The sequence below is a fragment of the Pseudoxanthomonas sp. X-1 genome, from assembly GCF_020042665.1.
Lineage (GTDB): Bacteria > Pseudomonadota > Gammaproteobacteria > Xanthomonadales > Xanthomonadaceae > Pseudoxanthomonas_A > Pseudoxanthomonas_A spadix_A.
In genome coordinates, this window is record NZ_CP083376.1 from 2,009,961 (window position 1) to 2,033,785 (window position 23,825).

At 70.9% G+C, this 23,825-nt stretch carries 17 protein-coding genes and 1 riboswitch; of the genes, 7 read left to right on the top strand and 10 right to left on the bottom strand.

Annotated features, from left to right (window positions below):
- Positions 1 to 57: 57 nt before the first annotated feature.
- Positions 58 to 2,937: an aminomethyl-transferring glycine dehydrogenase gene (gcvP, locus tag LAJ50_RS08925; protein WP_138651143.1), complete on the bottom strand. Its 2,880-nt coding sequence runs from the start codon at positions 2,935 to 2,937 to the stop codon at positions 58 to 60.
- A gap of 165 nt (positions 2,938 to 3,102) precedes the next feature.
- A riboswitch (glycine riboswitch) is annotated at positions 3,103 to 3,217 on the bottom strand.
- 311 nt (positions 3,218 to 3,528) lie between these two features.
- On the opposite strand from gcvP, the gene LAJ50_RS08930 reads away from it, so the two are divergent.
- Positions 3,529 to 4,779: a multidrug effflux MFS transporter gene (locus LAJ50_RS08930; protein ID WP_138651142.1), complete on the top strand. Its 1,251-nt coding sequence runs from the start codon at positions 3,529 to 3,531 to the stop codon at positions 4,777 to 4,779.
- Positions 4,780 to 4,795: 16 nt separating this feature from the next.
- Here LAJ50_RS08930 and pdeM read toward each other — a convergent pair whose 3' ends face one another.
- From pdeM to LAJ50_RS08950, 4 genes are all read right to left on the bottom strand, one after another.
- Positions 4,796 to 5,443, bottom strand: coding sequence for a ligase-associated DNA damage response endonuclease PdeM (gene pdeM, locus LAJ50_RS08935; protein ID WP_138651141.1), 648 nt, complete (start codon positions 5,441 to 5,443; stop codon positions 4,796 to 4,798).
- Positions 5,433 to 8,138, bottom strand: a complete 2,706-nt coding sequence (locus tag LAJ50_RS08940; protein WP_224096563.1) for a DEAD/DEAH box helicase — start codon at positions 8,136 to 8,138, stop codon at positions 5,433 to 5,435. The genes pdeM and LAJ50_RS08940 overlap by 11 nt, the downstream gene beginning before the upstream one ends.
- Positions 8,139 to 8,227: 89 nt before the next feature.
- On the bottom strand, positions 8,228 to 9,832 hold the full coding sequence (locus LAJ50_RS08945; RefSeq protein ID WP_138651140.1) for an ATP-dependent DNA ligase: 1,605 nt from the start codon (positions 9,830 to 9,832) through the stop codon (positions 8,228 to 8,230).
- Positions 9,833 to 9,980: 148 nt separating this feature from the next.
- On the bottom strand, positions 9,981 to 10,982 hold the full coding sequence (locus LAJ50_RS08950) for a ligase-associated DNA damage response exonuclease (RefSeq protein WP_138651139.1): 1,002 nt from the start codon (positions 10,980 to 10,982) through the stop codon (positions 9,981 to 9,983).
- A gap of 181 nt (positions 10,983 to 11,163) precedes the next feature.
- Between LAJ50_RS08950 and LAJ50_RS08955 the strand changes: the two genes are divergently transcribed.
- Entirely contained in the window at positions 11,164 to 11,700 is a 537-nt protein-coding gene (locus LAJ50_RS08955; protein WP_138651138.1) for a hypothetical protein, read from the top strand.
- Positions 11,701 to 11,739: 39 nt separating this feature from the next.
- Complete coding sequence (locus LAJ50_RS08960) at positions 11,740 to 13,380, top strand: acyl-CoA dehydrogenase family protein (protein WP_138651234.1); 1,641 nt, start codon at positions 11,740 to 11,742, stop codon at positions 13,378 to 13,380.
- A 7-nt stretch (positions 13,381 to 13,387) separates the two neighbouring features.
- Here LAJ50_RS08960 and LAJ50_RS08965 read toward each other — a convergent pair whose 3' ends face one another.
- Positions 13,388 to 13,981 (bottom strand): DUF1801 domain-containing protein, encoded by a 594-nt coding sequence (locus LAJ50_RS08965; protein ID WP_138651137.1) that lies wholly within the window; start codon positions 13,979 to 13,981, stop codon positions 13,388 to 13,390.
- A gap of 45 nt (positions 13,982 to 14,026) precedes the next feature.
- Complete coding sequence (gene fabR, locus LAJ50_RS08970) at positions 14,027 to 14,674, bottom strand: HTH-type transcriptional repressor FabR (protein WP_130552221.1); 648 nt, start codon at positions 14,672 to 14,674, stop codon at positions 14,027 to 14,029.
- A 122-nt stretch (positions 14,675 to 14,796) separates the two neighbouring features.
- Between fabR and LAJ50_RS08975 the strand changes: the two genes are divergently transcribed.
- From LAJ50_RS08975 to LAJ50_RS08985, 3 genes are all read left to right on the top strand, one after another.
- Complete coding sequence (locus LAJ50_RS08975) at positions 14,797 to 15,876, top strand: ferredoxin reductase (RefSeq protein ID WP_130552186.1); 1,080 nt, start codon at positions 14,797 to 14,799, stop codon at positions 15,874 to 15,876.
- Positions 15,876 to 17,006: an acyl-CoA desaturase gene (locus LAJ50_RS08980; protein WP_130552185.1), complete on the top strand. Its 1,131-nt coding sequence runs from the start codon at positions 15,876 to 15,878 to the stop codon at positions 17,004 to 17,006. Before LAJ50_RS08975 ends, LAJ50_RS08980 begins: the two co-directional genes overlap by 1 nt.
- Before the next feature lie 88 nt (positions 17,007 to 17,094).
- The gene (locus tag LAJ50_RS08985; protein ID WP_130552183.1) at positions 17,095 to 17,514 is read left to right on the top strand and encodes a hypothetical protein; all 420 of its coding nucleotides are present in this window, start codon (positions 17,095 to 17,097) and stop codon (positions 17,512 to 17,514) included.
- Between the two features lie 687 nt (positions 17,515 to 18,201).
- Here LAJ50_RS08985 and LAJ50_RS08990 read toward each other — a convergent pair.
- The gene (locus LAJ50_RS08990) at positions 18,202 to 20,361 is read right to left on the bottom strand and encodes a M3 family metallopeptidase (RefSeq protein ID WP_130552182.1); all 2,160 of its coding nucleotides are present in this window, start codon (positions 20,359 to 20,361) and stop codon (positions 18,202 to 18,204) included.
- A 210-nt stretch (positions 20,362 to 20,571) separates the two neighbouring features.
- Here LAJ50_RS08990 and LAJ50_RS08995 point away from each other — a divergent pair, with 210 nt between their 5' ends.
- A complete protein-coding gene (locus tag LAJ50_RS08995) occupies positions 20,572 to 21,054 on the top strand; it encodes a glutathione peroxidase (RefSeq protein WP_130552180.1) in 483 nt (160 codons plus the stop codon).
- Between the two features lie 131 nt (positions 21,055 to 21,185).
- On the opposite strand, the gene LAJ50_RS09000 is transcribed toward LAJ50_RS08995, so the two are convergent.
- On the bottom strand, positions 21,186 to 21,965 hold the full coding sequence (locus tag LAJ50_RS09000) for a ferredoxin--NADP reductase (RefSeq protein WP_130552178.1): 780 nt from the start codon (positions 21,963 to 21,965) through the stop codon (positions 21,186 to 21,188).
- Between the two features lie 137 nt (positions 21,966 to 22,102).
- Positions 22,103 to 23,662 carry a pseudouridine synthase gene (locus LAJ50_RS09005; protein ID WP_130552176.1) on the bottom strand — a complete coding sequence of 520 codons (1,560 nt, stop codon included), beginning with the start codon at positions 23,660 to 23,662 and terminating at the stop codon, positions 22,103 to 22,105.
- Positions 23,663 to 23,825 lie beyond the last annotated feature (163 nt).

Below are 23,825 nucleotides of genomic sequence, written 5' to 3' on the forward strand. Positions count from 1 at the left end.
AACGAAAAGCCCCGCCGGGAAGGCGGGGCTTTTCGCTGCCGCGACCGGGGCCTGCGATCAGGCCTCGGCGTCTTCCTTGTAGGCATCGACCGGGATGCAGGCGCACATGATGTGCTTGTCGCCGTAGACGTTGTCCACGCGCGCCACCGGCGGCCAGTACTTGGCCTGGCGCAGCGAGGGCAGCGGAAACGCCGCCAGTTCGCGCGGGTAGGCGTGGGTCCACTCGCTGCCGGAGACCTGCACGGCGGTGTGCGGGGCGTGCTTGAGCGGGTTGTCCTCGCGTTCCAGGCGCCCGTCCTCGACCGCGCGGATCTCCTCGCGGATCTGGATCATCGCGTCGATGAAGCGGTCCAGCTCGTGCTGGGATTCGCTCTCGGTCGGCTCGACCATCAGCGTGCCGGCCACCGGGAAGCTCAGGGTCGGGGCGTGGAAGCCGAAGTCGATCAGGCGCTTGGCGATGTCCTCGGCGCTGATGCCGGTGGTCTTCTCCAGCGGACGCACATCGAGGATGCACTCGTGCGCGACCAGGCCGTTACGGCCGGTGTAGAGCGTCTTGTAGTGCGGCGCCAGGCGCTTGGCGATGTAGTTGGCGTTGAGCAGCGCCACCTGGGTCGCCTTGCGCAGCCCGGCACTGCCCATCATGGTGATGTACATCCAGCTGATCGGCAGGATCGAGGCCGAGCCGAAGCTGGCCGCCGAGACCATGCCCACCTCGCCCTGTCCGCCCAGCGTGCGCGGCAGGAACGGGGCCAGGTGCGACTTGACCGCGCACGGCCCCACGCCCGGGCCGCCGCCGCCGTGGGGGATGCAGAAGGTCTTGTGCAGGTTGAGGTGGCTCACGTCCGAGCCCCACTTGCCCGGCTTGGCCACGCCGACCAGGGCGTTCATGTTGGCGCCGTCGGTGTAGACCTGGCCGCCGTGCGCGTGCACGGCCTCGCAGATGGCCACGATGTCTTCCTCGAACACGCCATGCGTGGACGGGTAGGTGATCATCAGCGCGGCCAGGCGGTCGGAATACTTCTCGGCCTGCACGCGGATGTCCTCGACATCGACGTTGCCGTTGGCATCGCACTTGGTGACCACGACCTTCATGCCGCACATCTGCGCCGAGGCCGGATTGGTGCCATGCGCCGACTCGGGGATCAGACAGATGTCGCGATGGCCCTCGCCGCGCGCGCGGTGGTAGGCGCGGATCGCCAGCAGGCCGGCGTACTCGCCCTGCGCGCCGGAGTTGGGCTGCAGGCTGACCGTGTCGTAGCCGGTGCACTCGACCAGCATGGCCTCCAGCTCGTCGATCAGCTGGCGGTAGCCGGCCCACTGCGCGGCCGGGGCCAGCGGATGGATCGCGGAGAACTCGGGCCAGGTCACCGGGATCATCTCGGCGGTGGCGTTGAGCTTCATGGTGCAGCTGCCCAGCGGGATCATGGTGCGATCCATCGCCAGGTCCTTGTCGGCCAGGGCGCGCATGTAGCGCAGCAGCTCGTGCTCGCTGTGGTGGGTGTTGAATACCGGGTGCTGCAGGAACGCGCTGGTACGCACCAGGCCCTGCGGCAGCGCATCGGCGCTGGCCGCGTCCAGCGCGTCCACGTCGATCTCCACGCCGAACAGCCTGCCCAGGGCGACGATGTCGGCGCGGGTGGTGGTCTCGTCCAGGCTGATGCCCAGCGCCTCGCTGTCGATCACGCGCAGGTTGATGCCGGCCTGCAGCGCACGGGCGTGCAGCGCGTCGGCATCGACGGCCTTGACGTGCAGGGTGTCGAAGAAGTGCTCGCCGACCTGCACGCCCGCGCCGCGCAGCGCGGCGGCCAGGATCGCCGCCAGGCGATGGGTGCGGCGGGCGATGCGGGTCAGGCCCTCGGGGCCGTGGTAGACCGCGTACATCGAGGCCATCACCGCCAGCAGCACCTGCGCGGTGCAGATGTTGGAGGTGGCCTTCTCGCGGCGGATGTGCTGCTCGCGGGTCTGCAGGGTCAGGCGGTAGGCCGGGTTGCCCTCGGCATCGATCGACACGCCGATCAGGCGGCCGGGCATCGAGCGCTTGAAGGCATCGCGGCAGGCCATGAATGCCGCATGCGGGCCGCCGAAGCCGAACGGCACGCCGAAGCGCTGCGAATTGCCGACCACGATGTCCGCGCCCCATTCGCCGGGCGCGGCGATCAGGGTCAGCGCCAGCAGGTCGGTGGCCACGGCCACCAGGCCCTGGCGCGCATGCACCGCGTCGGTCAGCGCCTGGTAGCCAGCGAGGGTGTCGAACGAGAGCTGGCCGAAGGTGTCCGGGTACTGCAGCAGCACGCCGAAGGCATCGGCCTCCATCGCCTGCGCCGGGGTGCCCAGCTCCAGCACGATGCCCAGCGGCTCGGCGCGCGTGCGCAGCAGCTCCAGGGTCTGCGGATGCACCGCGTCATGGACGAAGAAGACATTGGACTTGGACTTGGCCGAACGCTTGGCCAGGGTCATCGCCTCGGCGGCGGCCGTGGCCTCGTCCAGCAGCGAGGCGTTGGCGATTTCCATGCCGGTCAGGTCGGCGCACAGGGTCTGGAAGTTGATCAGCGCTTCCATGCGGCCCTGCGAGATCTCGGCCTGGTAGGGCGTGTAGGCGGTGTACCAGGCGGGGTTTTCCAGGATGTTGCGAAGGATCACCTTGGGTGTGTGGGTGCCGTAGTAGCCCTGGCCGATGAAGCTCTTGAACACCTGGTTCTTCTGCGCGATGGCGCGGATCTTGGCCAGCGCCTCCTCTTCGGTGATCGCCTCGGGCAGGGCCAGGGCGGCGGGCGACTTGATCTTGCCCGGGACGATGGCGTCGGTCATCGCGTCCAGGCTGGGGTGGCCGACCGCCTCGAGCATCTGCGCGATCTCGGTGTCGTTGGGGCCGATATGGCGTTCGACGAACGCGGCGTGGTGTTCGAGGTCGCGCAGGGACGGGGAGGGCTGGGACATGGCAGGGCATCCGAAGAAGGGGGCACGCGGGATGGAACGGACGTTCCCTCCCGGCTGCGTCACCCCGCGCGAAGCGGAGATCCGGCGCCTGCCTTCGGCCTGGCCGCGGGCAACGTCGCCGGGTTCCCGCTTGCGCGGGAACGACGAGCGGATGGAAGCATCCTCTCGCGCCCCTCTGTCCTTCTGCCTGAGAGTTTGGAGGCGCGCTGGACTGCGCCTCGTGCCCCTTCGGCGCCGGCGCCGACCCTCGCGGGCGGCCGGTCTCTCCAGAGTGTGTGCTGCCTGCGGTGGTATCGGGCCTGAGCGATTACGGGCGTTGCGCCTTCGGCAGCGGTGCGGGCCTGGCATGGCCCCGCGCCGCTTCTCCCACCTGTGTTGCCCCGGCGATTATACGGGCCGGGCAGGGGCGCGTATCGCCGGGGACGCCACGAACCGTGCGAGGCCCTGTTCAGTGCCGCGCGGCAAGACGCTGCGCGCAGCGCCTATCATGGGCGGCAACCCACCTTCCTTCCCCGCCACGCCGCGCCCCGCGCGCGGCGCGCGCCCGCCGTGCCGTCCGCACGGCAGGCTCCCGCTTCCCCGGACCCCCGCATGCCGTTGCCCGCCACCTCGACCCGCCGTCTCGCCCTGCTGCTGGCGGGGCTGGCGATGTTCGGCCCGTTCTCCATCGACACCATCTTCCCGGCCTTCCCGCAGCTGGCCCAGCGCCTGGGGGTGGACCAGACGGCGGTGCAGCAGACCGTCAGCGTCTATCTGCTGGCCTACGGCGTGATGAGCCTGGCCCATGGCGCGCTGTCCGACGCGTTCGGCCGGCGGCGGGTGATCCTGGCCGGCCTGTGCGTGTTCGTGGCCGCCTCGGCCGGTTGCGCGCTGTCGCGCGATCTGGGCACGCTGCTGCTGTTCCGCGCGCTGCAGGGCTTCTCGGCGGGCGCCGGCATGATTGTCGGCCGCGCGGTGATCCGCGACCTCTACGCCGGCCCGCTGGCGCAGAAGCTGATGAGTCAGGTGTCGATGATCTTCGGCATCGCCCCGGCCATCGCGCCGATCATGGGCGGCTGGATCCTGGGCACCGGCCAGGGCTGGCCGATGATCTTCTGGTTCCTGATGGTCTTCGGCCTGCTGCTGTTGCTGGCCACCGCGGCCTGGCTGCCCGAGACCCTGCCCGTGGACGCGCGCACGCCGCTGTCGCCGCGCGGGCTGGCGCGGCGCTATGCCTCGATCGGCCTGGACCGGCGCTTCCAGCGGCTGGCCGCGTCCGGCGCGCTGGCCTTCGGCGGGGTCTTCCTCTACATCGCCTCGGCGCCGGTGTTCGTGCTCGAACTGCTGGGCAAGACCGAGCAGGAGTTCGCCTGGCTGTTCCTGCCCACCATCGGCGGCATGACCCTGGGCGCGTGGCTGTCCGGGCGCATGGCCGGCAGGATGAAGCCGGCCACCCAGGCGCGGCTGGGCTTCATCTGCTGCGGCGTGTCCGGCTTGGCCAGCATCGTCTACGCGCTGCTGGCGCCGCGCCTGGAGGTGCCATGGGCGGTGCTGCCGATCTTCGTGGCCGGCACCGGCATGGGCCTGGTGTTCCCGATCCTGGCGCTGGCGGTGCTGGACCTGTATCCGCATCAGCGTGGGCTGGCGTCCTCGCTGCAGGCCTTCGTGCAGCTGATGGTCAGCGCGCTGGTCGCCGGCGTGGTCTCGCCGCTGGTGGCGCACCACCCGGTCAAGCTGGCGCTGGCCGCCAGTGCCTTCTTCGTGGCCGGCTGGCTGTGCTGGAAGGCCGACCGCCGCGCCGGCCGCCGCCTGCCGCGCCAGGACGCGATCACCCCGCGCCTGGAGCCGCAGGACAACATCTAAACGCTGGCGTCGCCGGTCAGGCCGGCGGCAGCGCGATCGCCTGGCCCTCGACGCAGGCGATCAGCCGCTCGCCCGGGGCCAGGTCCGGCACCACGCCGGCGGTGAACTGCGAGAACGCCGGCAGCACCGTCATCTCCTGGCGCAGCAGGAACGCCGGCCAGCGCACGGTGGTGCCCGGCGCCTTGAACACCGGATGCAGATGGCCGCACAGCACGTGCCGCTGCGGGTCGGGCTGAGGGTGGTGGCGCAGCACGAACGGCCCGTCCTCGACGCTGTCCGGAAACACCTCGAAGCCCAGGTCGGCGGCGGCGTCCAGGTCGCGGTCGTGGTTGCCGGCCAGCGCGATCACGCGCAGGTGATGGTGCTGGCGCCGCCACCGGTCCACATGCGCGCGCCAGCTCGCCTGCGGTGCCGGGCCGTGCAGCACGTCGCCCAGCACCCACAGTTCGTGCGCGCCGGTGTGTTCGACCAGCGCCGCCAGCCGGGCCAGGTCGTGGCGGGTCCCGCCGCTGGGCAGGGCGATGCCGGCGCGGCGGAAGATGTCGCCCTTGCCCAGGTGCAGGTCGGCGATCAGCAGGCGCCGGCGCGCGGGCCAGTACAGCGCCCGGTCGCCCAGGGCGCGCATCGGTTCACCGGCCAGCGTCAGGTCCAGCTCAACGGCCATGCTTGCGTTCCAGCTGCTGCGCGGCGCGCTGCACGCGCGTACTCCAGTCCTCGGTGCTGAGCTGCCCGCGCAGGCTCTCGGCCCACAGCGGGAAGGACAGCGGCGTCAGGCTGGCCGGGGCGCACAGCCGCAGCCCGCGCCGGGCGCAATCGTGCAGGGTGTCGGTGAGGCGGTCCAGTTCCAGCACGCCGCTGAACAGCTCGCGCTGGGCCTGGTGCAGCAGCAGGTGGTCGGGGTCGTGGCGGGTCAGCACGTCGAACAGCAGCCCGCTGGAGGCCTGCAGCTGGCGCATGCTGCGCGGCGTCTTGCCGGGCAGGGACGGCGGCAGCAGGCCGGCCACGCGTGCGATCTCGCGGAACTGGCGGCGCGCCAGTTCGCCCAGGTTGAGGCTGGCGGTGAGGTCCTCCAGCAGGCGCTCGGGCGCGAGCAGGGCGCGCAGCGTGTCCTCGCCCAGTTCGACCGCATTGGCGGGCGAGAGCACCAGCCCGTAGTCGTTGGCGGCGAAGGCGAAGGTGTTGGCGTGCAGCCGGCCCCAGCGCAGCGCCAGCAGCGCGGCCAGGCCCTCGTGCACCTGGCGGCCGGCGAAGGGATACAGGAACACGTGCAGGCCATCGCGCGCCTTGACCCGCTCGCACAGCAGGCTGCCCGGCGCGGGCAGGGCGGACAGGCGCGCCTGCAGGGACAGCAGCGGGGCGATCGCGCGCAACTCGGGCGCGCTGTGGTCGCCGCCGAAGACGGCCTCGACCTCGTGCCCCAGCTCGGAGGACAGCGGCATGCGCCCGCCCATCCACTTGGGCACGGTGCCGTCGCCGCGCTTGGCCACGCGCACGTAGGCGGTCATGTCCTCCAGGCGCACCAGTTCCAGCGTGCGGCCGGCGAACTGGAAGCGGTCGCCGCGCCGCAGGCGGCCGACGAACTGTTCCTCGATCGAGCCCAGCCCGCCGCCGCGCAGGAACTTCACCTGCACCGCGCCGTCGCTGGTGATGGTGCCGATGGACAGCCGGTGGCGCAGGGCGACCTTGCGGTCGTGCACGCGGTAGACGCCGTCCTCGTCGCGCACCACCTTGTGGAAATCCGGGTAGCGGTCCAGCGCGCTGCCGCCGCGTTCGATGAAGTCCAGCACCGCGCGCCAGGTGACCTGGTCCAGCGCGGCGAAGGCCTGGGTGGTGCGCACCTCGGCCAGCAGCACGTCCGCCTCGAAACCGCCGCCCAGCGCCAGGGTGACGCAGTGCTGGGCCAGCACGTCCAGCGACAGGCGCGGGGCGTGGCGCGGCTCGATCGCGTTGCGGGCGATGGCCTGGCGCGCGGCGGCGTATTCGACCAGCTCCAGCGCGTGCGTGGGTACGCACACCACATGGCCGGCTTCGCCGGGGCGATGGCGCGCGCGGCCGGCGCGCTGCAGCAGGCGCGCGATGCCCTTGGGGCTGCCGACCTGCAGCACCTGGTCCACCGCCGGGAAGTCCACGCCCAGGTCCAGACTCGAAGTGGCCACCACGCAGCGCAGCGCGCCGGCGCGCAGGCCGGCCTCGGCCTGCGCGCGCAGCTTGGGGTCGAGCGAGCCGTGGTGCAGCGCCAAGGTCTCCAGCGCCTCGGGCCAGACCGAGGCCAGCGCCTGGTGCCACAGCTCGGCCTGCGCGCGGGTATTGGTGAACACCAGGCTGGTGCGCACCGACATCAGCTTGTCCAGCACGCGCGCCAGCTGCGCCAGCCCCAGGTGGCCCGACCACGGGAAGCGCTCGCCGGCCTTCGGCCGCAGGGTGTCGATCACCAGGGTGCGGGGGCGGACGCCGGCGACGAGGGCGAAGGCGGGGTCAGGGGCCAGAGGCCCGGGGCCAGCGGATGAAGCAGGCGCATTGGCCTGCTCGGTGGCCGTCACGTTCGCGGCGAGCGCTTTTTCTGGCCCTTGTTCCTTGGCCTCCGGGCTCCCTTCCATCACCGGCATCAGCGCGCCCGCAGCCTCCTCCAGATTCCCCAGCGTCGCCGACAGTCCCCAGGTCCTCATGCGCGGCGAAAGCGACCGCAGGCGGGCCAGCGCCAGCTGCAGCAGCACGCCGCGCTTGTTGGGCAGCAGCTCGTGCCATTCGTCGACGATGACCGCGCGGATCTGGCGCAGCTGGGGCGCGGTGTCGGGATAGGACAGCAGCAGGGCCAGCGACTCGGGCGTGGTCACCAGCACGTCCAGCTTGCCGGCGCGCGCCAGGCGCTTGTCGCGCGCGCTGGCGTCGCCGGTGCGCTGGCCGACCTGCCAGTCCAGGCCGACGCCGGCGATGGCCTCGCCCAGCGCGCGCGTGGTGTCGGCGGCGAGCGCCTTGAGCGGGGTGATCCACAGCACCTGCAGGGGGCGGACGCGGTTGTGCTTCTTTCCGGGAGACGGGGCGGGCTTCGCGCCCTCGCTGTCGGAAGAAGAGCCCTTGGGCGCCGCCGCTGCCTGGAGCGCCAGTCCAGCAGGCAGATCCTGTGCGGTTGCGCTTCTTGTGTTCGGACGCACCCTCACCCCAACTCCTCTCCCGGGGGGAGACGGGCGCAAGGCGGCTTCTCGCAGGGCTTCGAGCAATGGGCCGCCGAAGGCGGCCAGGGTCTTGCCGCTGCCGGTCGGGGTGTGCAGCAGGCCGGAGCGGCCGGCCAGGTAGTGCTGCCAGACCTCGCGCTGGAACGGCAGCGGCTTCCAGCCGCGCGTGCCCAGCCAGGCCTGCAGCGGCGCGTCGAAGGCGCGTGCGCGTGGCGGGCGCGCCGCTTTCGGCTGCGCCTTGGCGGGGCTGCCGGTCGCCGCGGTCTTGCGGGGCGTCACCGCGCCAGCGCCTTGAGGTCTTCCAGCCGGTCGGCCTGCGCCATCGGCTTGTCGTGGCGCCAGCGCAGGATGCGCGGGAAGCGCGTGGCCACGCCGGACTTGTGCCGCTTGCTCAGGTTGACCGCCTCGAAGCCCAGCTCGAACACATGGTGCGGCGTGACCGCGCGCACCGGCCCGAAGCGCTCGGTGGTGTGGGCGCGGATCCAGCTGTCCAGCTTGAGGATCTCCGCATCGTCCAGCCCCGAATACGCCTTGGCCACCGGCACCAGCGTGTCGCCATCCCACAGGCCGAAGGTGTAGTCGGTGTACAGCGTGCTGCGCCGGCCGTGGCCGGCCTGGGCGTAGAGCAGCACCGCATCGATGGTCAGCGGATCGATCTTCCACTTCCACCAGTCGCCGCGCCGGCGGCCGCCCTGGTAGGCGGAACTGCCGCGCTTGAGCATCAGCCCTTCCACGCCGCGGGTGCGCGAATCCTCGCGCAGCTGCGCGGCCGCTTCCCAGTCGGCGGCGTGGACCTGTGGGGACAGGACGATGCGCGGATCCCCGTGCGCGGCCAGCAGCTGTTCCAGCAGGGCGCGGCGCTGGTCCAGCGGCTGCTCGCGCAGGTCCTCGCCGTCCAGTTCCAGCAGGTCGTAGGCCTGCACGCGCGCGGGCGTGTCGGCCAGCGTCTTGGCGCCGGGCTTGCGGCGCTGGATGCGCGTCTGCAGTGCGGTGAACGGCATGGGCGCGTCCTCGCCGGCGCGCCAGGCCAGCAGCTCGCCATCGATCACGCAGTCGCGCGGCAGCGTGGCCGCGGCCGCCTCGATCTCCGGAAAGCGCCCGTCCAGGCGCTCCTCGCCGCGCGACCACAGCGCCACCTCGCCGTGGCGGCGGATCAGCTGCAGGCGGATGCCGTCCCACTTCCATTCCAGGCGCCAGTCGCCGATCTCGCCCAGCGACTGCACCTCGGCCTCCAGCGGCGAGGCGAGGAAGAACGGATAGGGCTGCTGGCGATCGCCGGGAAGCTCCTCCTCGGAGAGCAGATCCTGCAGGAACTGCGGCGTCGGCGCCCAGGTCCCGAGCATGCGCTGGGCGATGCGTGCGATGTCGATGCCGCTCATCTCGGCCAGCGCCTGCTGCACCAGCCGCTGCGAGACGCCCACGCGCAGCGCGCCGGTCAGCAGCTTGTTGAACACCAGCCGCTGCGCATAGGGCAGGGCATGCCAGGCCTCGACGATGACCGCGCGGCGCACGGCTTCGTCCTGGTTGGCCACCGGCAGCAGGCGTTCCTCGATCCATTCGGCCAGGCCCACGTCCGGCGGCGGGGCGGCCGGGTCGTCCAGCAGCAGCGCCAGGGTCTCGGCGAGATCGCCGACATGGTCGTAGCTGTCGTCCACCAGCCAGTCCGGCGTGGCCGACTCCTGCGCGATCCACGCACGCAGCTCACCGGTGCCGGCGATCTTCTGCCGCGGGCCGGTGATCTTGCCGCCGGCCAGCAGATACAGCGCCCACACTGCATCGCGCGGCGGCGCATCGCGGAAGTAGGCGATCAGCGCCGCGCGCTTGTCCAGCGTGGCGGTGCTCTCGTCCAGCGCCTTGTACAGCTCGGCAAAACGCTTCATGCCGAACTCCCATTCCTAACGTCATTCCCCCGCACGCGGGAATCCAGGGACTTCGCTTTCACTCCCACGGCACAGCAGCGCGATGAGGACGAGAACGCGCCTGCGCAGGCAGCAAGGCAAGCGCGCGAAGCCGACCACACGGCCCGCTTCACTCCTCGCTCCCGTAATCGGTGCGGAAGGCCTCGGCCGCGATACCGGCCTCGTTCATCGCGCGGATGATGGCGTCGGTATTGCCGTGCGTGGCGATCACCCGACGCGCACCGGTCTCGCGCACGGTGCGCAGCAGATCCGGCCAATCGGCGTGGTCGGAGACCACGAAGCCGCGATCGTAATTGCGCCGACGACGGTTGCCGCGCACCCGCATCCAGCCCGAGGCGAAGCCCTGCTGCGCCTTGCGGAAGCGCCGGATCCACGGGCTGCCCGCCGCCGACGGCGGCGCCAGGATCAGCTGGCCGGCGTAGTCGCTGCCCTTGGCCGTCTCCGACACCGGCAAGGTGTCGAGCATGGCGATGCCCGCGCCGCGATAGACCTCCACGCCGGCCTGGATCGCGCCGTGCAACAGCGCCGGCTGATCGTCCAGGTCGCGCAGCTCGGCCAGCAGCCGCTGCGCCTTGCCCAGCGCATAGCAGTACAGGATCGCCGCCTCGCCGCGCTGCGCGCAGTGTCGGCGCCAGGCGACGATCTCGCGCGCGACCTCGCGCGTGTCCGGCCAGCGGTAGATGGGCAGGCCGAAGGTCGCCTCGGTGATGAAGGTGTCACACTGCACCACCTCGAACGGCGCGCAGGTCGGATCCGGCTGGCGCTTGTAGTCGCCCGAAGCGACCCAGACCCGGTCGCCCATTTCCACCCGCACCTGCGCCGAGCCCAGCACATGGCCGGCCGAGTGCAGCGACAGGCGCGCATCGCCGATCCGGAAGGCCTCGCCGTAGTCGTGGATGGCGTAGTCCTGCTCGCCCAGCCGCCACTGCAGGATCGGCAGGCTTTGGCGCGTGGCCCAGTACCGGCCCATGCCGGTGCGCGCGTGGTCGCCGTGCCCGTGCGTGATCACCGCACGCGGCACCGGCCGCCAGGGATCGATATGGAAATCGCCGGCCGGGCAGTACAGCCCTTCGGGACGCAGGACGATCAGGTCGTTTGAGGCTTGGGCCATGGTCGGGAGGGTGCGGATTGGGATGTGCACAGGCCGCCAACGTTGGGATGGGCCGTCTCAGAACCTGAGATCGAACCCGAACCGCAGCTGACGCATCGGGCTTACGCCACCACAACACCCGCACCGGCACCCTGCAGGCAAGCAGATCCCGGGAGGACTCATGAAAACAACGCTGCGACCCATGCTGCTGATTGCGCTGGCCGCCTGCGCACCCGAGGCGCCGCAGGCCGACGCACCGGCTGCCTCAGCGCCCGCGGCCTCCACGACACCACTGGCATCCGCGCCGGCCTCAGCACCGCCTGCCTCAGCGACTCCCGCCACGCAGGAAACGTCGGCCAAGGACGCCGAGGTCGATGCCCGCATCGATCGGGTGCTGGGCGACCACGCGGCCTATCGCAGCGTGCTGGAGCGGCTGCAGGCGGCGGTCAAGGCGGACGACCGGCCCGCGGTGGCGGCGCTGGTGCGCTATCCCTTCGAGGCGCGCTTGGCCGATGGCAAGCGGCGCATCGACAACGCACAGGATTTCCTCGCGCAGTACGACCAGATCCTGACGCCTGCCATTGCACAGGTGATCACTGCCCAGCGCTATGGCGAGCTCCAGGTGAACCAGAACGGCGTGATGCTGGGCAGCGGGCAGGTGTGGATCAACGGCGTATGCAACGACGGGGCCTGCAAGGACGTCGACGTCAAGGTCGTCGCACTGCAGCAGGGCGGCTGACCGTCGCTGCGGCACAATCGACGCGGGAGGACACCGATGATGGAACACCGCGCCACGCCCGCCTTCGAGACCCACACGGTCGACAACCAGCCACCGGAGTTCGCACCGCGCGATCTCTGGGCCGATGACGTGGTGCTGCGCGAGGGCTGCACGCGTGAGGGCGCTGGCAGCTTCGCCGCTGCGCTGCAGGCCTACGGCGCGCAGGTGGGCGGCGACCTTTACGCCCTGGGCTTCGACGCCAACCGCGACAAGCCGCGGCTGAAGACGCACGACCGCTTTGGCCATCGCATCGATCTGGTCGAATTCCACCCCGCCTATCACCAGCTGCTGCACGCGGCCAAGGCCGGCGGCGTCGCCGGGCTGTCCTGGCACACGCCCCGGCCGGGCGCGCATGTCGCCCGGGCCGCGCTCAGCTATCTGCATCACCAGGCCGAGGCCGGTACAAGTTGCCCGCTGACCATGACCCATGCCGCGGTGCCGGTACTGCGGCGCGAGCCCGCCTTGCTCGAATGGGCCGACAAGGCGGCCGCCCCGCATTACGACCCGCGCGATGTCCCCATCGCCGACAAGCCCGGCATCACCTTGGGGATGGGCATGACCGAGAAGCAGGGCGGCTCGGACGTGCGCAGCAATGCCACGCGCGCCACGCCGCTGGCGGGCGAGGGCGAGTACGCGCTGGTCGGCCACAAATGGTTCTTCTCCGCGCCCATGTCCGACGGCTGGCTGGTCCTGGCCCAGGCGCCGGGGGGCTTGAGCTGCTTCCTGATGCCGCGGCGCCTGCCCGATGGCGAGAAGAACGCCTTCCGGCTGATGCGGCTCAAGGACAAGCTGGGCGACTGGGCCAACGCGTCCAGCGAGGTCGAATTCACCGGCGCCTGGGCGCGGCGCATCGGCGAGGAAGGGCGCGGCGTGGCCACCATCCTGCAGATGGTCATGCTCACCCGGCTGGACTGCATGCTCGGCGCGACCGCCGAGATGCGCATGGCCCTGGCCCACGCGGTGCACCACGCGCGCCATCGCACCAGCTTCGGCCAGCCGCTGGCCGCGCACGCGCTGATGCGCAACGTGCTGGCCGACCTGGCCCTGGAATGGGAGGCCGCCCTGGCGCTGGCCCTGCGCGTGGCTGGCGCGGTCGACCGCGCCGCGCACGACCCGCGCGAGGCCGCGCTGGCGCGCGTGACCACCGCCATCGGCAAGTATTGGGTCTGTCGCCGCGCGCCGGCCTTCGTCAACGAGGCGCAGGAGTGCCTGGGTGGGGCCGGCTATGTCGAGGAATCGATCCTGCCGCGCCTGTTCCGGCAATCGCCGCTCAACGGCATCTGGGAAGGCAGCGGCAACATCCAGTGCCTGGACGTGCTGCGCGCCTTGGGCCGGGAGCCAGACTGCGGGCAGGCGCTGCTGGACGAGCTGAACGCCGCGCGTGGATCGAACGATGACTACGACCGCCAGTTGGACCTCGTCGCCGCGCAGCTGGCCGGCCGCGCGCTGGTCGAATCCGGCGCGCGCCTGCTGGTCGAGCGCCTGGCGCTGCTGCTGCAGGCCGGCGTGCTGCTGCGCACGGGCAGCCCCGTGGCCGAACCGTTCTGCCGCTCGCGCCTGGGCGGCGCGCACGGACTGGCGATGGGCACGCTGCCGGCGCAAACGGACTTCGCGCTGCTGATCGCGCGTGCCTTGCCCTAGGCGCGAATCAATCGTCCAGACCGAGGCCGGCCATGATCCGCGGAAGGCTTTTCTCGACCCGCGCCTGGCGGGTCTTGGACTGCTTGGCCGACGAGAAATGCAGCAGATAACCGCGCTGGCGCCCCGGCGTCAGGCCTTGGAAGGCGGCCCTTAGCGCCGCGTCTTCCTCCAGCCGTGAGCGGAACTCGTCCGCCACGGGGAAGTCGGCGGTCTTCCTGGGGGCGACCTTGAGCCCGGCCTGTTCGACCGCGATGGCCGCCTCGACATAGGCCTTCAGCGTCGCGGCCTTGCCTGTGATCTGATCGAGGGCGGTGAAGCGGATCTGCCGCGCCGATCGCACGTGCTCGGTCTGCTGGACCAGCAGGCCGTCCGGGTCCGGCATCAGGGCGCCCTTCATGAACAGCAGGGCGCAATACTCCTTGAAGCCGTGCATCAGCACGACGTTCGCCCTGCCCAGCGCATAGCAGGGCTGGCCCCACTTCAGGTCCTCGGTCAGCGGCGTCTGGCGCAGGATCGAGCGCAGCGCCTCGAACTCGGCCCGCCAGCGCTCGGCCCGCGCCATGAATGCGTCCACCTTGGGATTTGCCGCCGCTGCCGTCATCGCGCTTCTCCTTCCGCGTTGTTGGCCGGACCCGGGGAGCAAGCGTCAGCGATCGACGCCCACGCCCTTGGCCATCGCGCGCGAGCCGGTCAGGATCATGCGCAGCATGGTCGAAAGCTGGCCGATCAGCTCCGGATCGCGTTCGCGCGGCAGGTCCATGGCGCTGGCGCCGGCGGCGAACACCAGGCGGGTGATCGCCTTGGAGACCAGGGCCGGCTGGTGCAGGGTGGCGCCCTCGGACGCCGCCAGGCGCACCAGGTCCACCTGCAGTTCGTCCTCGAAATAGGTCAGCTCGCGCTCGACCGCCGCCTTGAACGCGTCCGAGCCGACCATGCCCTCGCGCAGCATCACGTGCAGCAGCTTGTCGTCGGCGCGTAACTGCTCCATGAAAGTCTCCACCGACAAGCGGATCACGCTGCGGTCGGTCGAGGCCGCGCGCTGGCGGGCCTGGCCGATGATCTGGCGCAGCGAGCGGCCGGCCAGGTCGATCAGGGCCACGGCCAGCTCGTCCATGTCGCGGAACTGGCGGTAGAAGCTGTTCGGCGCGATCCCGGCCTCGCGGGCGACCTCGCGCAGGCTCAGCGAGGACAGGCTGCGGTGCGGGCCGACCAGGCGCAGGGCGGCCGCCAGCAGGTCCTGGCGCGAAATCGCGGCGCGGCGGCCGCTACTGGCGTCGTCGGAGCTGGGGTCGATGGCGGCGGACTCGGTAGCGGGCACTGCGGATCCTGGTCCGTGCGGGGCGCCGCCATCATAGCCCCTCATGTGAATATACAAGTGTATAGACATGCGTTCTCACGCCTGTATAGTGCATGGCCATGAATGCGATCCGTCGTCCTCGTTCCAGCTCCCCGGTCCAGCGCGTCGCCCGTCGCCTGGTCGAGCCGGCGGTCTTCGACTTCTGGGCCAGCCGGGTCCACCCGCTGTGGAGCTGGGAGCGCCCGCTGGCGCGCCTGCGCGAGCGCCGCCAGGCCGCCGAAGGCGCGGTCACGCTGGTGCTGCAGACCAACCGCCATTTCGCCGGGCTGCGCGCCGGCCAGCACATCAACCTGGGCGTGGAGCTGGACGGCGCCCGGATCACCCGCAGCTACAGCCCCAGCCGGGTCGCCGGCAACCGGATCGAGGTCACCGTGCGCGAGGTCGAAGGCGGGCGGGTCAGCCAGCACCTGTGCCGACACGCGCGCATCGGCGAGGTGTTCGCGCTGGGCGCGGCCTTCGGCACCATGACCCTGCCGGCCGCGGTGCACGGCCCCTGGCTGTTCCTGGCCGCCGGCAGCGGCATCACGCCGCTGATGGCGATGCTGCGCGAGCTGGACGCGGCCGGCATGCCGGTCGAGCTGGACCTGGTCTACTGGGCGCGCACCCGCGCCGAGGTCTGCTTCGCCGACGAGCTTGCCGCGCTGGCCGCGCGCCATCGCGGCCTGCGCGTCCACCTGCGGCTGACCCGGCAGGCCGATGGCCCCGCGCCGCGCATCGACGACACCGACCTGGCCGCGCTGGTGCCCGAGCTGGGCCATCGCCAGGTGTTCGCCTGCGGCCCGCACGGCTTCGTCCAGAGCGCGCGCGCGCGGCTGGAAGGGCGCGTGGTGCGGTTCGAGGCCGAGGCCTTCACCCCGCCGCGCGCGCTGCCGGGCGAGGGCGGCAGCGTGGCTCTCACCCTGTCACGCAGCGGGCGCACGCTGACCGTGCCGCGCGATGCGTCGCTGCTGGAGGCGCTGGAGGCGCAGGGCCTGCGCCCGGCCTCGGGCTGCCGCATGGGCATCTGCAACACCTGCGCCTGCACCCGGCGCGAGGGCATCACCCGCGACACCCAGACCAATGCGCGTTCGGGCGAGCCCGACGCCACCGTGCGCCTGTGCATCAGCGCCGCGGCCACCGACCTGACGCTGGACCTTTGATGAGCAAGCACAACCGCCCCCTGTCCCAGGACGAGCTGCAGCGCTTCGGCGCCGAGCTGGACGCCCTGCGCGCCCGCACCGTGGCCACGCTCGGCGCGCGCGATGCGCGCTACATCCGCCGCGCGGTCGCGGCGGTGCGCTGGAGCGGCGCGCTGGGCCGCATCGCGCTGTTCGCCGGCGCGGTGGGCGGGGCCTTCGCGCCGGCGCTGCTGTGGCCGCTGTGCGTGCTCGGCACCGCGCTGCTGGCGCTGTCCAAGATCCTGGAGAACATGACCGTCGGCCACAACGTGATCCACGGCCAGTACGACTGGATGGGCGATCCGCAGCTGCACAGCCGCAGCTACGAGTGGGACATCGTGGCCACCAGCGAGAACTGGAAGAAGACCCACAACTTCCGCCACCACACCTACACCAACGTGCGCGGGCTGGACGACGACATCGGCTACGGGCTGCTGCGCATCTTCCCCGAGCAGCGCTGGAAGCCGTTCTACCTGCTGCAGCCGCCGATCGCGGTGGTGTTCTGCCTGCTGTTCGAGTGGGGCGTGGCGATCCAGGACCTGCGCCTGGGCCGCTGGCTGGCGGGCAAGATGAGCTTCAGGCAGCTGCGCGCGCAGTTCGCGCCGGTCGGCCGCAAGATGGGCCGCCAGGTGCTGAAGGACTACGTGCTGTTCCCGGCGCTGGCGGGGCCGTGGTTCCTGCCGGTGCTGCTGGGCAATCTGGCGGCGAACATGCTGCGCAGCATCTGGACCTACGTGGTGATCTTCTGCGGTCACTTCACCGCCGATGCGGAGACCTTCCCCAAGGACTGCGTGCGCAACGAGAGCCGCGGCCACTGGTACCTGCGCCAGCTGCGCGGGTCGTCCAACATCTCCGGCGGTGCGCTGGTGGACGTGCTCACCGGCGATCTGAGCCACCAGATCGAGCATCACTTCTTCCCCGACATCCCGGCCAACCGCTACAGCGAGATGGCGGCCGAGGTGCGCGAGATCTGTGCGCGCTATGGGCAGCACTACAACACCGGCTCGCTGTTCAAACAGTTCAGCCAGGTGGCCTGGCGCATCGTGCGCCATGCGTTCCCGAGCCGGCCGCGCCGGGTGCGCGCGCTGGTCGAGGCGCCCGCGGCGGGCTGAACCGCGCCGCGGGCGCGGAGCGGGCTTCACCGCGCAGCCAGCGGCATCGCGCTAGCGTGGCCGGACACTCACACAAAGGAGTTCGGTCATGCTCAACCGGACCGTCATCCTGTCGATCGCGGCGCTGCCGATCCTGGCCGCCGCGCCGCTGGCGCAGGCGCAGCAGCTCAACCAGCCGCAGCCGGTGCAGATTCCCAATGCGCGCGATGCCTCCGGTACGTCTCCCCAGCGCAGCACCGGGGTGCGCTCGGACGCGGGCCAGCGCGCGATCACGCCGCCGGTCAGCCCCAAGGGGCCTGCGACGGATGCGCAGCGGCCCACGCAGCCCAGCAGCGTCACGCCCACTGCGCCGGCGACGCCCACGCGCGTGATCGATGCGCAGGGCCGGCTGGTGCCGGGCGCGGTGCAGGTTGGTAACAACCAGGTGCTGGACCCGAAGACCGGGCGGATCTATCCGGTGACGCCGGCGGGTGACGGGCTGCGTATTGCGACGCCGCCCAAGCCCTGAGTGCTTTAGGGCTTTTAAGAGAAGCTACGTCAGAAAAGCCCGGTGCAAGCCGGGCTTTTTTTGCGCGTTGTGGCTCTTTGCCTGATCAGTGGCGAGAGGGGGAGGGCGCTGACTCCGGAGGGGCAGCGGTCCGGCGGGCGGCGCCCGCTTATCCCTCGATCAGGGCATCCTGCCCTGACTCGGGCGCTCGGCGTCCTGCCTCGCTAGTCGCGGACACCGCCCGCCGGCCCGCTGCCGTGCGCGTCATGGATGGGGCTTCGGTTCGAAAAAAATCCTGATCTATTCGCCACAAAGCCTCGATCCTGCCGCGCGTGGTACAGAGCGGACAGAATGAATCGCGGCGGCGTGCTTGGTGATCGCGGAGCGCCAACCGAATCCCACCTGTAGAGCGGAGCTTGCTCCGCTGCGTTTCGTTCGGTTTGTGGGGGAAGGCCCCAGCGGAGCAAGCTCCGCTCTACAGGCAGGCCGCTGCGAGATTCGAGGGGACAGTTGCTCCCGCCCAGCCATGAGGCGCGGTCAATCTTTTCCCATTCAAGCGTCGGCCATCGAGGGGCAGCCGAGCCGAGGGCCGCGCTCGGCCTGGTCGAGGCTAGTGGGCGCAATGCGCTCACCGTCTCGCACTCATCCCGTCGACAGATTCGCGTCACCGCAATGCGGCGACGCGGCTTGCCTGCTGCTCGGAAGCCCTCACTCCGCCTTCGCGTCCAGTCCGCGCTTTTCGAGCAGAGGCTCGATCTGCGGCGCGTGCCCGGTGAAGTCGACGAACAGCTTCATCGCGTCCTGGCTGCCGCCCTGCGAGAGCAGCGTCTTGCGGAAGCGGTCGCCGTTGGCGCGGGTCAGGCCGCCATGCTGCTTGAACCACTGCTGGGTGTTCGCGTCCAGCACCTCGGACCAGATGTAGGCGTAGTAGCCGGCCGAGTAGCCGCCCATGATGTGGCTGAAGTAGGGCGTGCGGTAGCGCGGCGGCACCGGCGCGTAGGCGATGCCGTCGGCCGCCAGCGCCCTGGCTTCGAAGTCCACCACGCCGGACGCGGCCGGGACCTGGTCCTCGGTGATCTGGTGCCAGCGCTGGTCCAGCATCGCCGCGCCCAGGTACTCGGTGGTGGCGAACCCCTGGTTGAACTTGGCCGCGGCCACGACCTTGTCGAGCAGGGCCTGCGGCATCGGCGCGCCGGTCTGGTGGTGCTTGGCGTAGTGCCGCAGGATCGCCGGATCGTCGGCCCACATCTCGTTGACCTGCGAGGGGAACTCGACGAAGTCGCGCGGCACGCTGGTGCCGGAGAAGTAGGGATACTTCACGTCGGAGAACATGCCATGCAGGGCATGGCCGAACTCGTGGAACGCGGTGGTGACTTCGTCCCAGGTCAGCAGCGTCGGCTGGCCCGCCGGCGGCTCGGGGATGTTGAGGTGGTTGGCCACCACCGGCTTGTCGCCGGTCAGCGCGGACTGCGACACGTAGGAATTCATCCACGCGCCGCCGCGCTTGGACGCGCGTGCGTACGGGTCGAAGATGAAGATCGCCAGCTGCGAGCCGTCGGCGTCGAACACGTCGTAGACGAAGGTGTCGGCGTGGTACTTGGGCAGGTCGTGGCGCTCCTTGAAGCTCAGGCCGAACTCCTGGTTGGCGGCGTAGAACACGCCGTTTTCCAGCACGTTGCGCATCTCCAGGTAGGGCTTGAGCTGGGACTCGTCGAACTCGTACTTGGCCTGGCGCACCTTCTCGCTGTAGAACGCCCAGTCCCAGGCTGCGAGTTCGAAGCTCGGCTTGCCGGCGGCCTTCTGCTCGGCGTCGATCATCGCCTGCAGGTCGGCCGCCTCGCGCTTGGCGTTGGCCACGGCGGCGGGAGCCAACTTGCCCAGCATCGCGTTGACGGCCTCGGGCGTCTTGGCGGTCTGGTTCTCCAGCGAATAGGCGGCGTAGTTGGGATAGCCGAGCATCTTCGCCTTCTGCGCGCGCAGGGTCATGATCCGCGCGACGATGGCTGTGTTGTCGTAGGCGTTGCCGCGGCTGCCGCGGTTCACCGAGGCCTTGAACAGCCGCTCGCGCGTGGCGCGGTCGGTCAGATGGGTCAGCGGCGGCTGGCCGGTGGTGTTGAGCAGGGTCAGCACGTACTTGCCGGGCAGCTTGCGCGCCTTGGCTTCATCGGCCGCGGCGGCGATCTCCGCCGCGCTCAGGCCGTCGAGCTGCCTGGCATCGTCCAGCACCAGGGCCGAGTCGTTGACCTCGGCCAGCACGTTCTGGCTGAACTTGGTCGACAGGGTGGCCAGCTCGGCGTTCATCGCCTTCAGGCGCGTCTTGTCCGCGTCGGAGAGCTTGGCGCCGGCACGCACGAAGTCGTTGTGGACCTTCTCGACCAGGCGCAGGCTCTGCGGATCCAGGCCCAGGCTGGCGCGGCGGTCGTAGACGGCCTGGATGCGCGCGAACAGCTTGCCGTCGAGGTTGATCGCATCGCGGTGGGCGGCGAACTTGCCGGCATAGTCGGCCTGCAGCTGCTTGCGCGTGTCGTTGGTGTCGGTGCCGACCAGATTGAAGAACACCGAGGTCGCGCGATCCAGCAGCTGGCCGCTCTTCTCCAGCGCCACGAAGGTGTTGTCGAAGCTCGGCTTGGCCGGGTTGTCGGCGATCGCCGCGATCTCCTTGAGCTGCTGCGCCATGCCGGCATCGAAGGCCGGCGCGAAATCCGCGTCGGTGATCCTGTCGAACTGCGGATAGTGCAGGGGCAGCGGGCTCTGGACGAAGAACGGATTGCTGGCCTGGCTGGCGGCGGGCGTCGCGGAGGTCTGGGCGTGGGCGGGCATGGCGGTTCCAAGGGCGAGGGCGAGCGCCAGGGCGAGGCGATGGGTCATGGGCTTCCGGATCGAGGTGGTGGAGATCGACCACCGAGGCTAACCGCGCCATCGCGCACCAGCCCATGACGGAAGGCATGTCATGACGCAATCGTCAGCCGCAACCGGCCATCCGAGGTGCCTCAAATTTGTGACGTAACGCACATAACACTAGGTGCACATCGCCGGTGTGCCTATCATGGCGCCGCCAGGGAGAAACGGAGGGTGGGCATGCGGGGGGTTTTCGAATACACGGCGCTGGACATCAATGGCCATGCGCAGCCGCTGGCCGACTGGGCCGGCTCGGTCCTGCTGATCGTCAACGTCGCTTCCAGGTGCGGGTTCACTCCCCAGTACGGCGGGCTGGAGCTGCTGTGGCAGCAGTACCGCGATCGCGGGCTGGTGGTGTTGGGCTTCCCCTGCGACCAGTTCGGCCACCAGGAGCCGGGCGACGAGGCGCAGATCCGCGACTTCTGCAGCCTCAACTACGCGGTGACCTTCCCGATGTTCGCCAAGGTCGAGGTCAACGGCCCCAATGCGCATCCGCTGTGGCAGCGGCTCAAGCACGACCGGCCCGGTGTGCTGGGCACCGAGCGCATCAAGTGGAACTTCACCAAGTTCCTGGTCGGCCGCAATGGCCAGGTCCTGCGCCGCTACGGGTCGCGCAACACGCCTGCGTCGTTGGCGCGGGACATCGAGGATGCGCTGGGCTGAGCGCGATCCCTGCCGGCTGTTGTGGGAGCCGCCATGGCGGCGATGGGCTTTACCGGTAGAGCCCCATCGCCGCCATGGCGGCTCCCACAGGGGAAGCTCCCACAAGGAGGAGGTCCCACCGGGCTGGCCGGCTACTTCTCGACGAAGGCGCGTTCGAACACGTAGTGCCCGGCGCTGCCGATGCGCGGCGAGGCCTCGAAGCCGCGGCTGTCCAGCAGCGCGCGCAGGTCGGCCAGCATCTGCGGGCTGCCGCAGATCATGAAGCGATCGCGCGCCGGATCGATCGGCGGCAGGCCCAGCGTCTCGGCCATGCGGCCGCTGCCCAGCAGCTCGGTCAGCCGGCCCTGGTTGCGGAACGGCTCGCGCGTCACCGCCGGGTAGTACAGCAGCCGCTCGCGCAGCAGCTCGCCCAGGAGCTCGTGCTGCGGCAGCTCGCGCTCGAAGTAGTCGCGGTAGGCCAGGTCCTGCTCGTAGCGCACGCCGTGGGTGAGGATCACCTTGTCGAAGCGCTCGTAGGTCTCCGGGTCCTTGACGATGCTCAGCCACGGCGCCATGCCGGTGCCGGTGCCCAGCAGGTACAGGTGGCGGCCGGGATGCAGGTCGGAGATCAGCAGGGTGCCGGTGGGCTTGCGCCCGACCAGCACGCTGTCGCCCGGCCGGATGTGCTGCAGGCGCGAGGTCAGCGGGCCATTGGGGACCTTGATGCTGAAGAACTCCAGCTGTTCCTCCCAGTTGGCGCTGGCGATGGAGTAGGCGCGCAGCAGCGGGCGGGTCTCGCCCTCCAGGCCGATCATCACGAACTGGCCGTTCTCGAAGCGGAAGGCCTCGCTGCGGGTGGTGGTGAAGCTGAAGTAGTCGTCGGTCCAGTGACGGACCTCAAGCACCGTTTCGGCGCCGTAAGCGGAAGACATGGGCGGATCGTGTTGGGCAGGGGGGAGGAGCGCGTTCCAGTATAGCCGCGAAGATGAGATTGGTTCTCATATCGCGGCCATGTGGGCCGAGGGGCTCGACCCGCGAAACGCGCCGGATCGCGCGTTCGCGGGCTGGCTCAGCCCTGGCCGCCGCCGCGCGGGCCACGGCCCCGCGGCGCGCCGCCGGGCCGGCCGCCCGGGCCGCGGTTGCCGCCCGGACGCGGACCATTGCCGCCCGGGCGGTTGCCGCCGCCGGGGCGACCGCCCGGACGGGCCTGGCGCTGGCCATAGGGATGATGGCTGCCGGGCGTGGCGTGATCGGAGGGGAAGCTGGGCGCGTTGCCCGGATGCCCGTACGGCTTGGCCTTGCGCTGCTGGCCCTGGCCGGCGCCCTGGCCGCGCGGACCGCGCTCGTCGCCGAAGCCGCCGCCATAGGGGCTGTTGCCGCCGCCACCGCCCGGACCGCGGCGCTGGCCGCCGGCCGGCTTGCCGCCGAAGGGCTTCTTCGGGCCGGCGTTGCGGTGACCGCTGGGACCGGTGTCCACGCCGTCGGGCACGTACCAGCTGCGGAACGCGGCCGGGTTGCCTTCCGGCAGCGGCTTGGGGCCCTTCTCCTTGCGCTGCTTGAACGGCTTCTGCGACTGCTTGGCCGCCGCTTCGCCGCTGACGGTCAGCCCGCCCTTGAAGCCGCCGCCCTTGCCGCGGCCACGGCCGCGGTCCTCGCGCACGTGGTCGAAGCGGCGCAGCTCGCGGCCCTCGTCGGCGGTGCTGTGGCCGTTGACGTAGGCATTGCCGGCGCCGCGGGCATTGATCTGCAGCGTGGCCTTGGCCGCCTTGCGCTGGCCGATCACCGGCTGCAGGGTCAGCGCGGCCGGGGCGCCGTCCTCCAGGCCCAGCTGCTTGCGCAGCGCCTGGACCTGGGCGTCGGGCAGCTCCTGCGACTGGCCGCGCAGCAGCGGCTGCGGCAGTTCGATGGCGCCGTAGCGGATGCGCTTGAGGCGGCTGACCTGGCAACCCTGCGATTCCCACAGGCGGCGCACCTCGCGGTTGCGGCCCTCGCTCAGGGTCACGCGGTACCAGTCGTGCGAGTCGGTGCCGCCGATGCGCTCGATCTCGTCGAACTTGGCCGGGCCGTCCTCCAGCGCCACGCCGCGGCGCAGGCGATCGACCAGGTTGTCCGGCACGGTGTCCTGGCCTTCCGGGGCGCGCACGCGCACCACGTACTCGCGGCTGACCTCGAAGGAGGGGTGCATCATCGCGTTGGCCAGCTCGCCGTCGGTGGTCAGCAGCAGCAGGCCGGTGGTGTTGATGTCCAGGCGGCCGATGGCGATCCAGCGCGCGCCCTTGAGCGCGGGCAGGGACTCGAACACGGTCGGGCGGCCCTCGGGATCCTCGCGCGTGGTCACCTCGCCCTCGGGCTTGTTGTAGATCAGCACGCGGGTCGGCTCGGTCAGCGCGCTGGCCACGAAGCTGCGGCCGTCCAGCTCGACGCGGTCGCCGCTGCCGATGGACATGCCGATCTGCGCGGTCTGGCCGTTGACCTTGACCAGGCCATCGGCGATGCGCTGCTCCAGCGCGCGGCGCGAGCCCAGGCCGGCCTGGGCCAGCACCTTGTGCAGGCGCTCCTCCAGGCGGACCTCGGGGGCTGCGGCGGCGTCGCGCTTCAGCGAGAGCTTGCTGCGGGGGGTGTCACTCATGTTTGTGCTCCGACGAGACCGCATCGGCGTCGTCTTCTTGGTGGGTGGTGGAAGCCGACGCGTCCGTCTGCGGTGCGTCGGTGGGGTCGGCCGCGTCCACGGGGGGCGCGTCGAGGTCGGGGGCGTCCTGCGTGGCCGGCGGCGAAGTGCCGTCGTCGGTCTC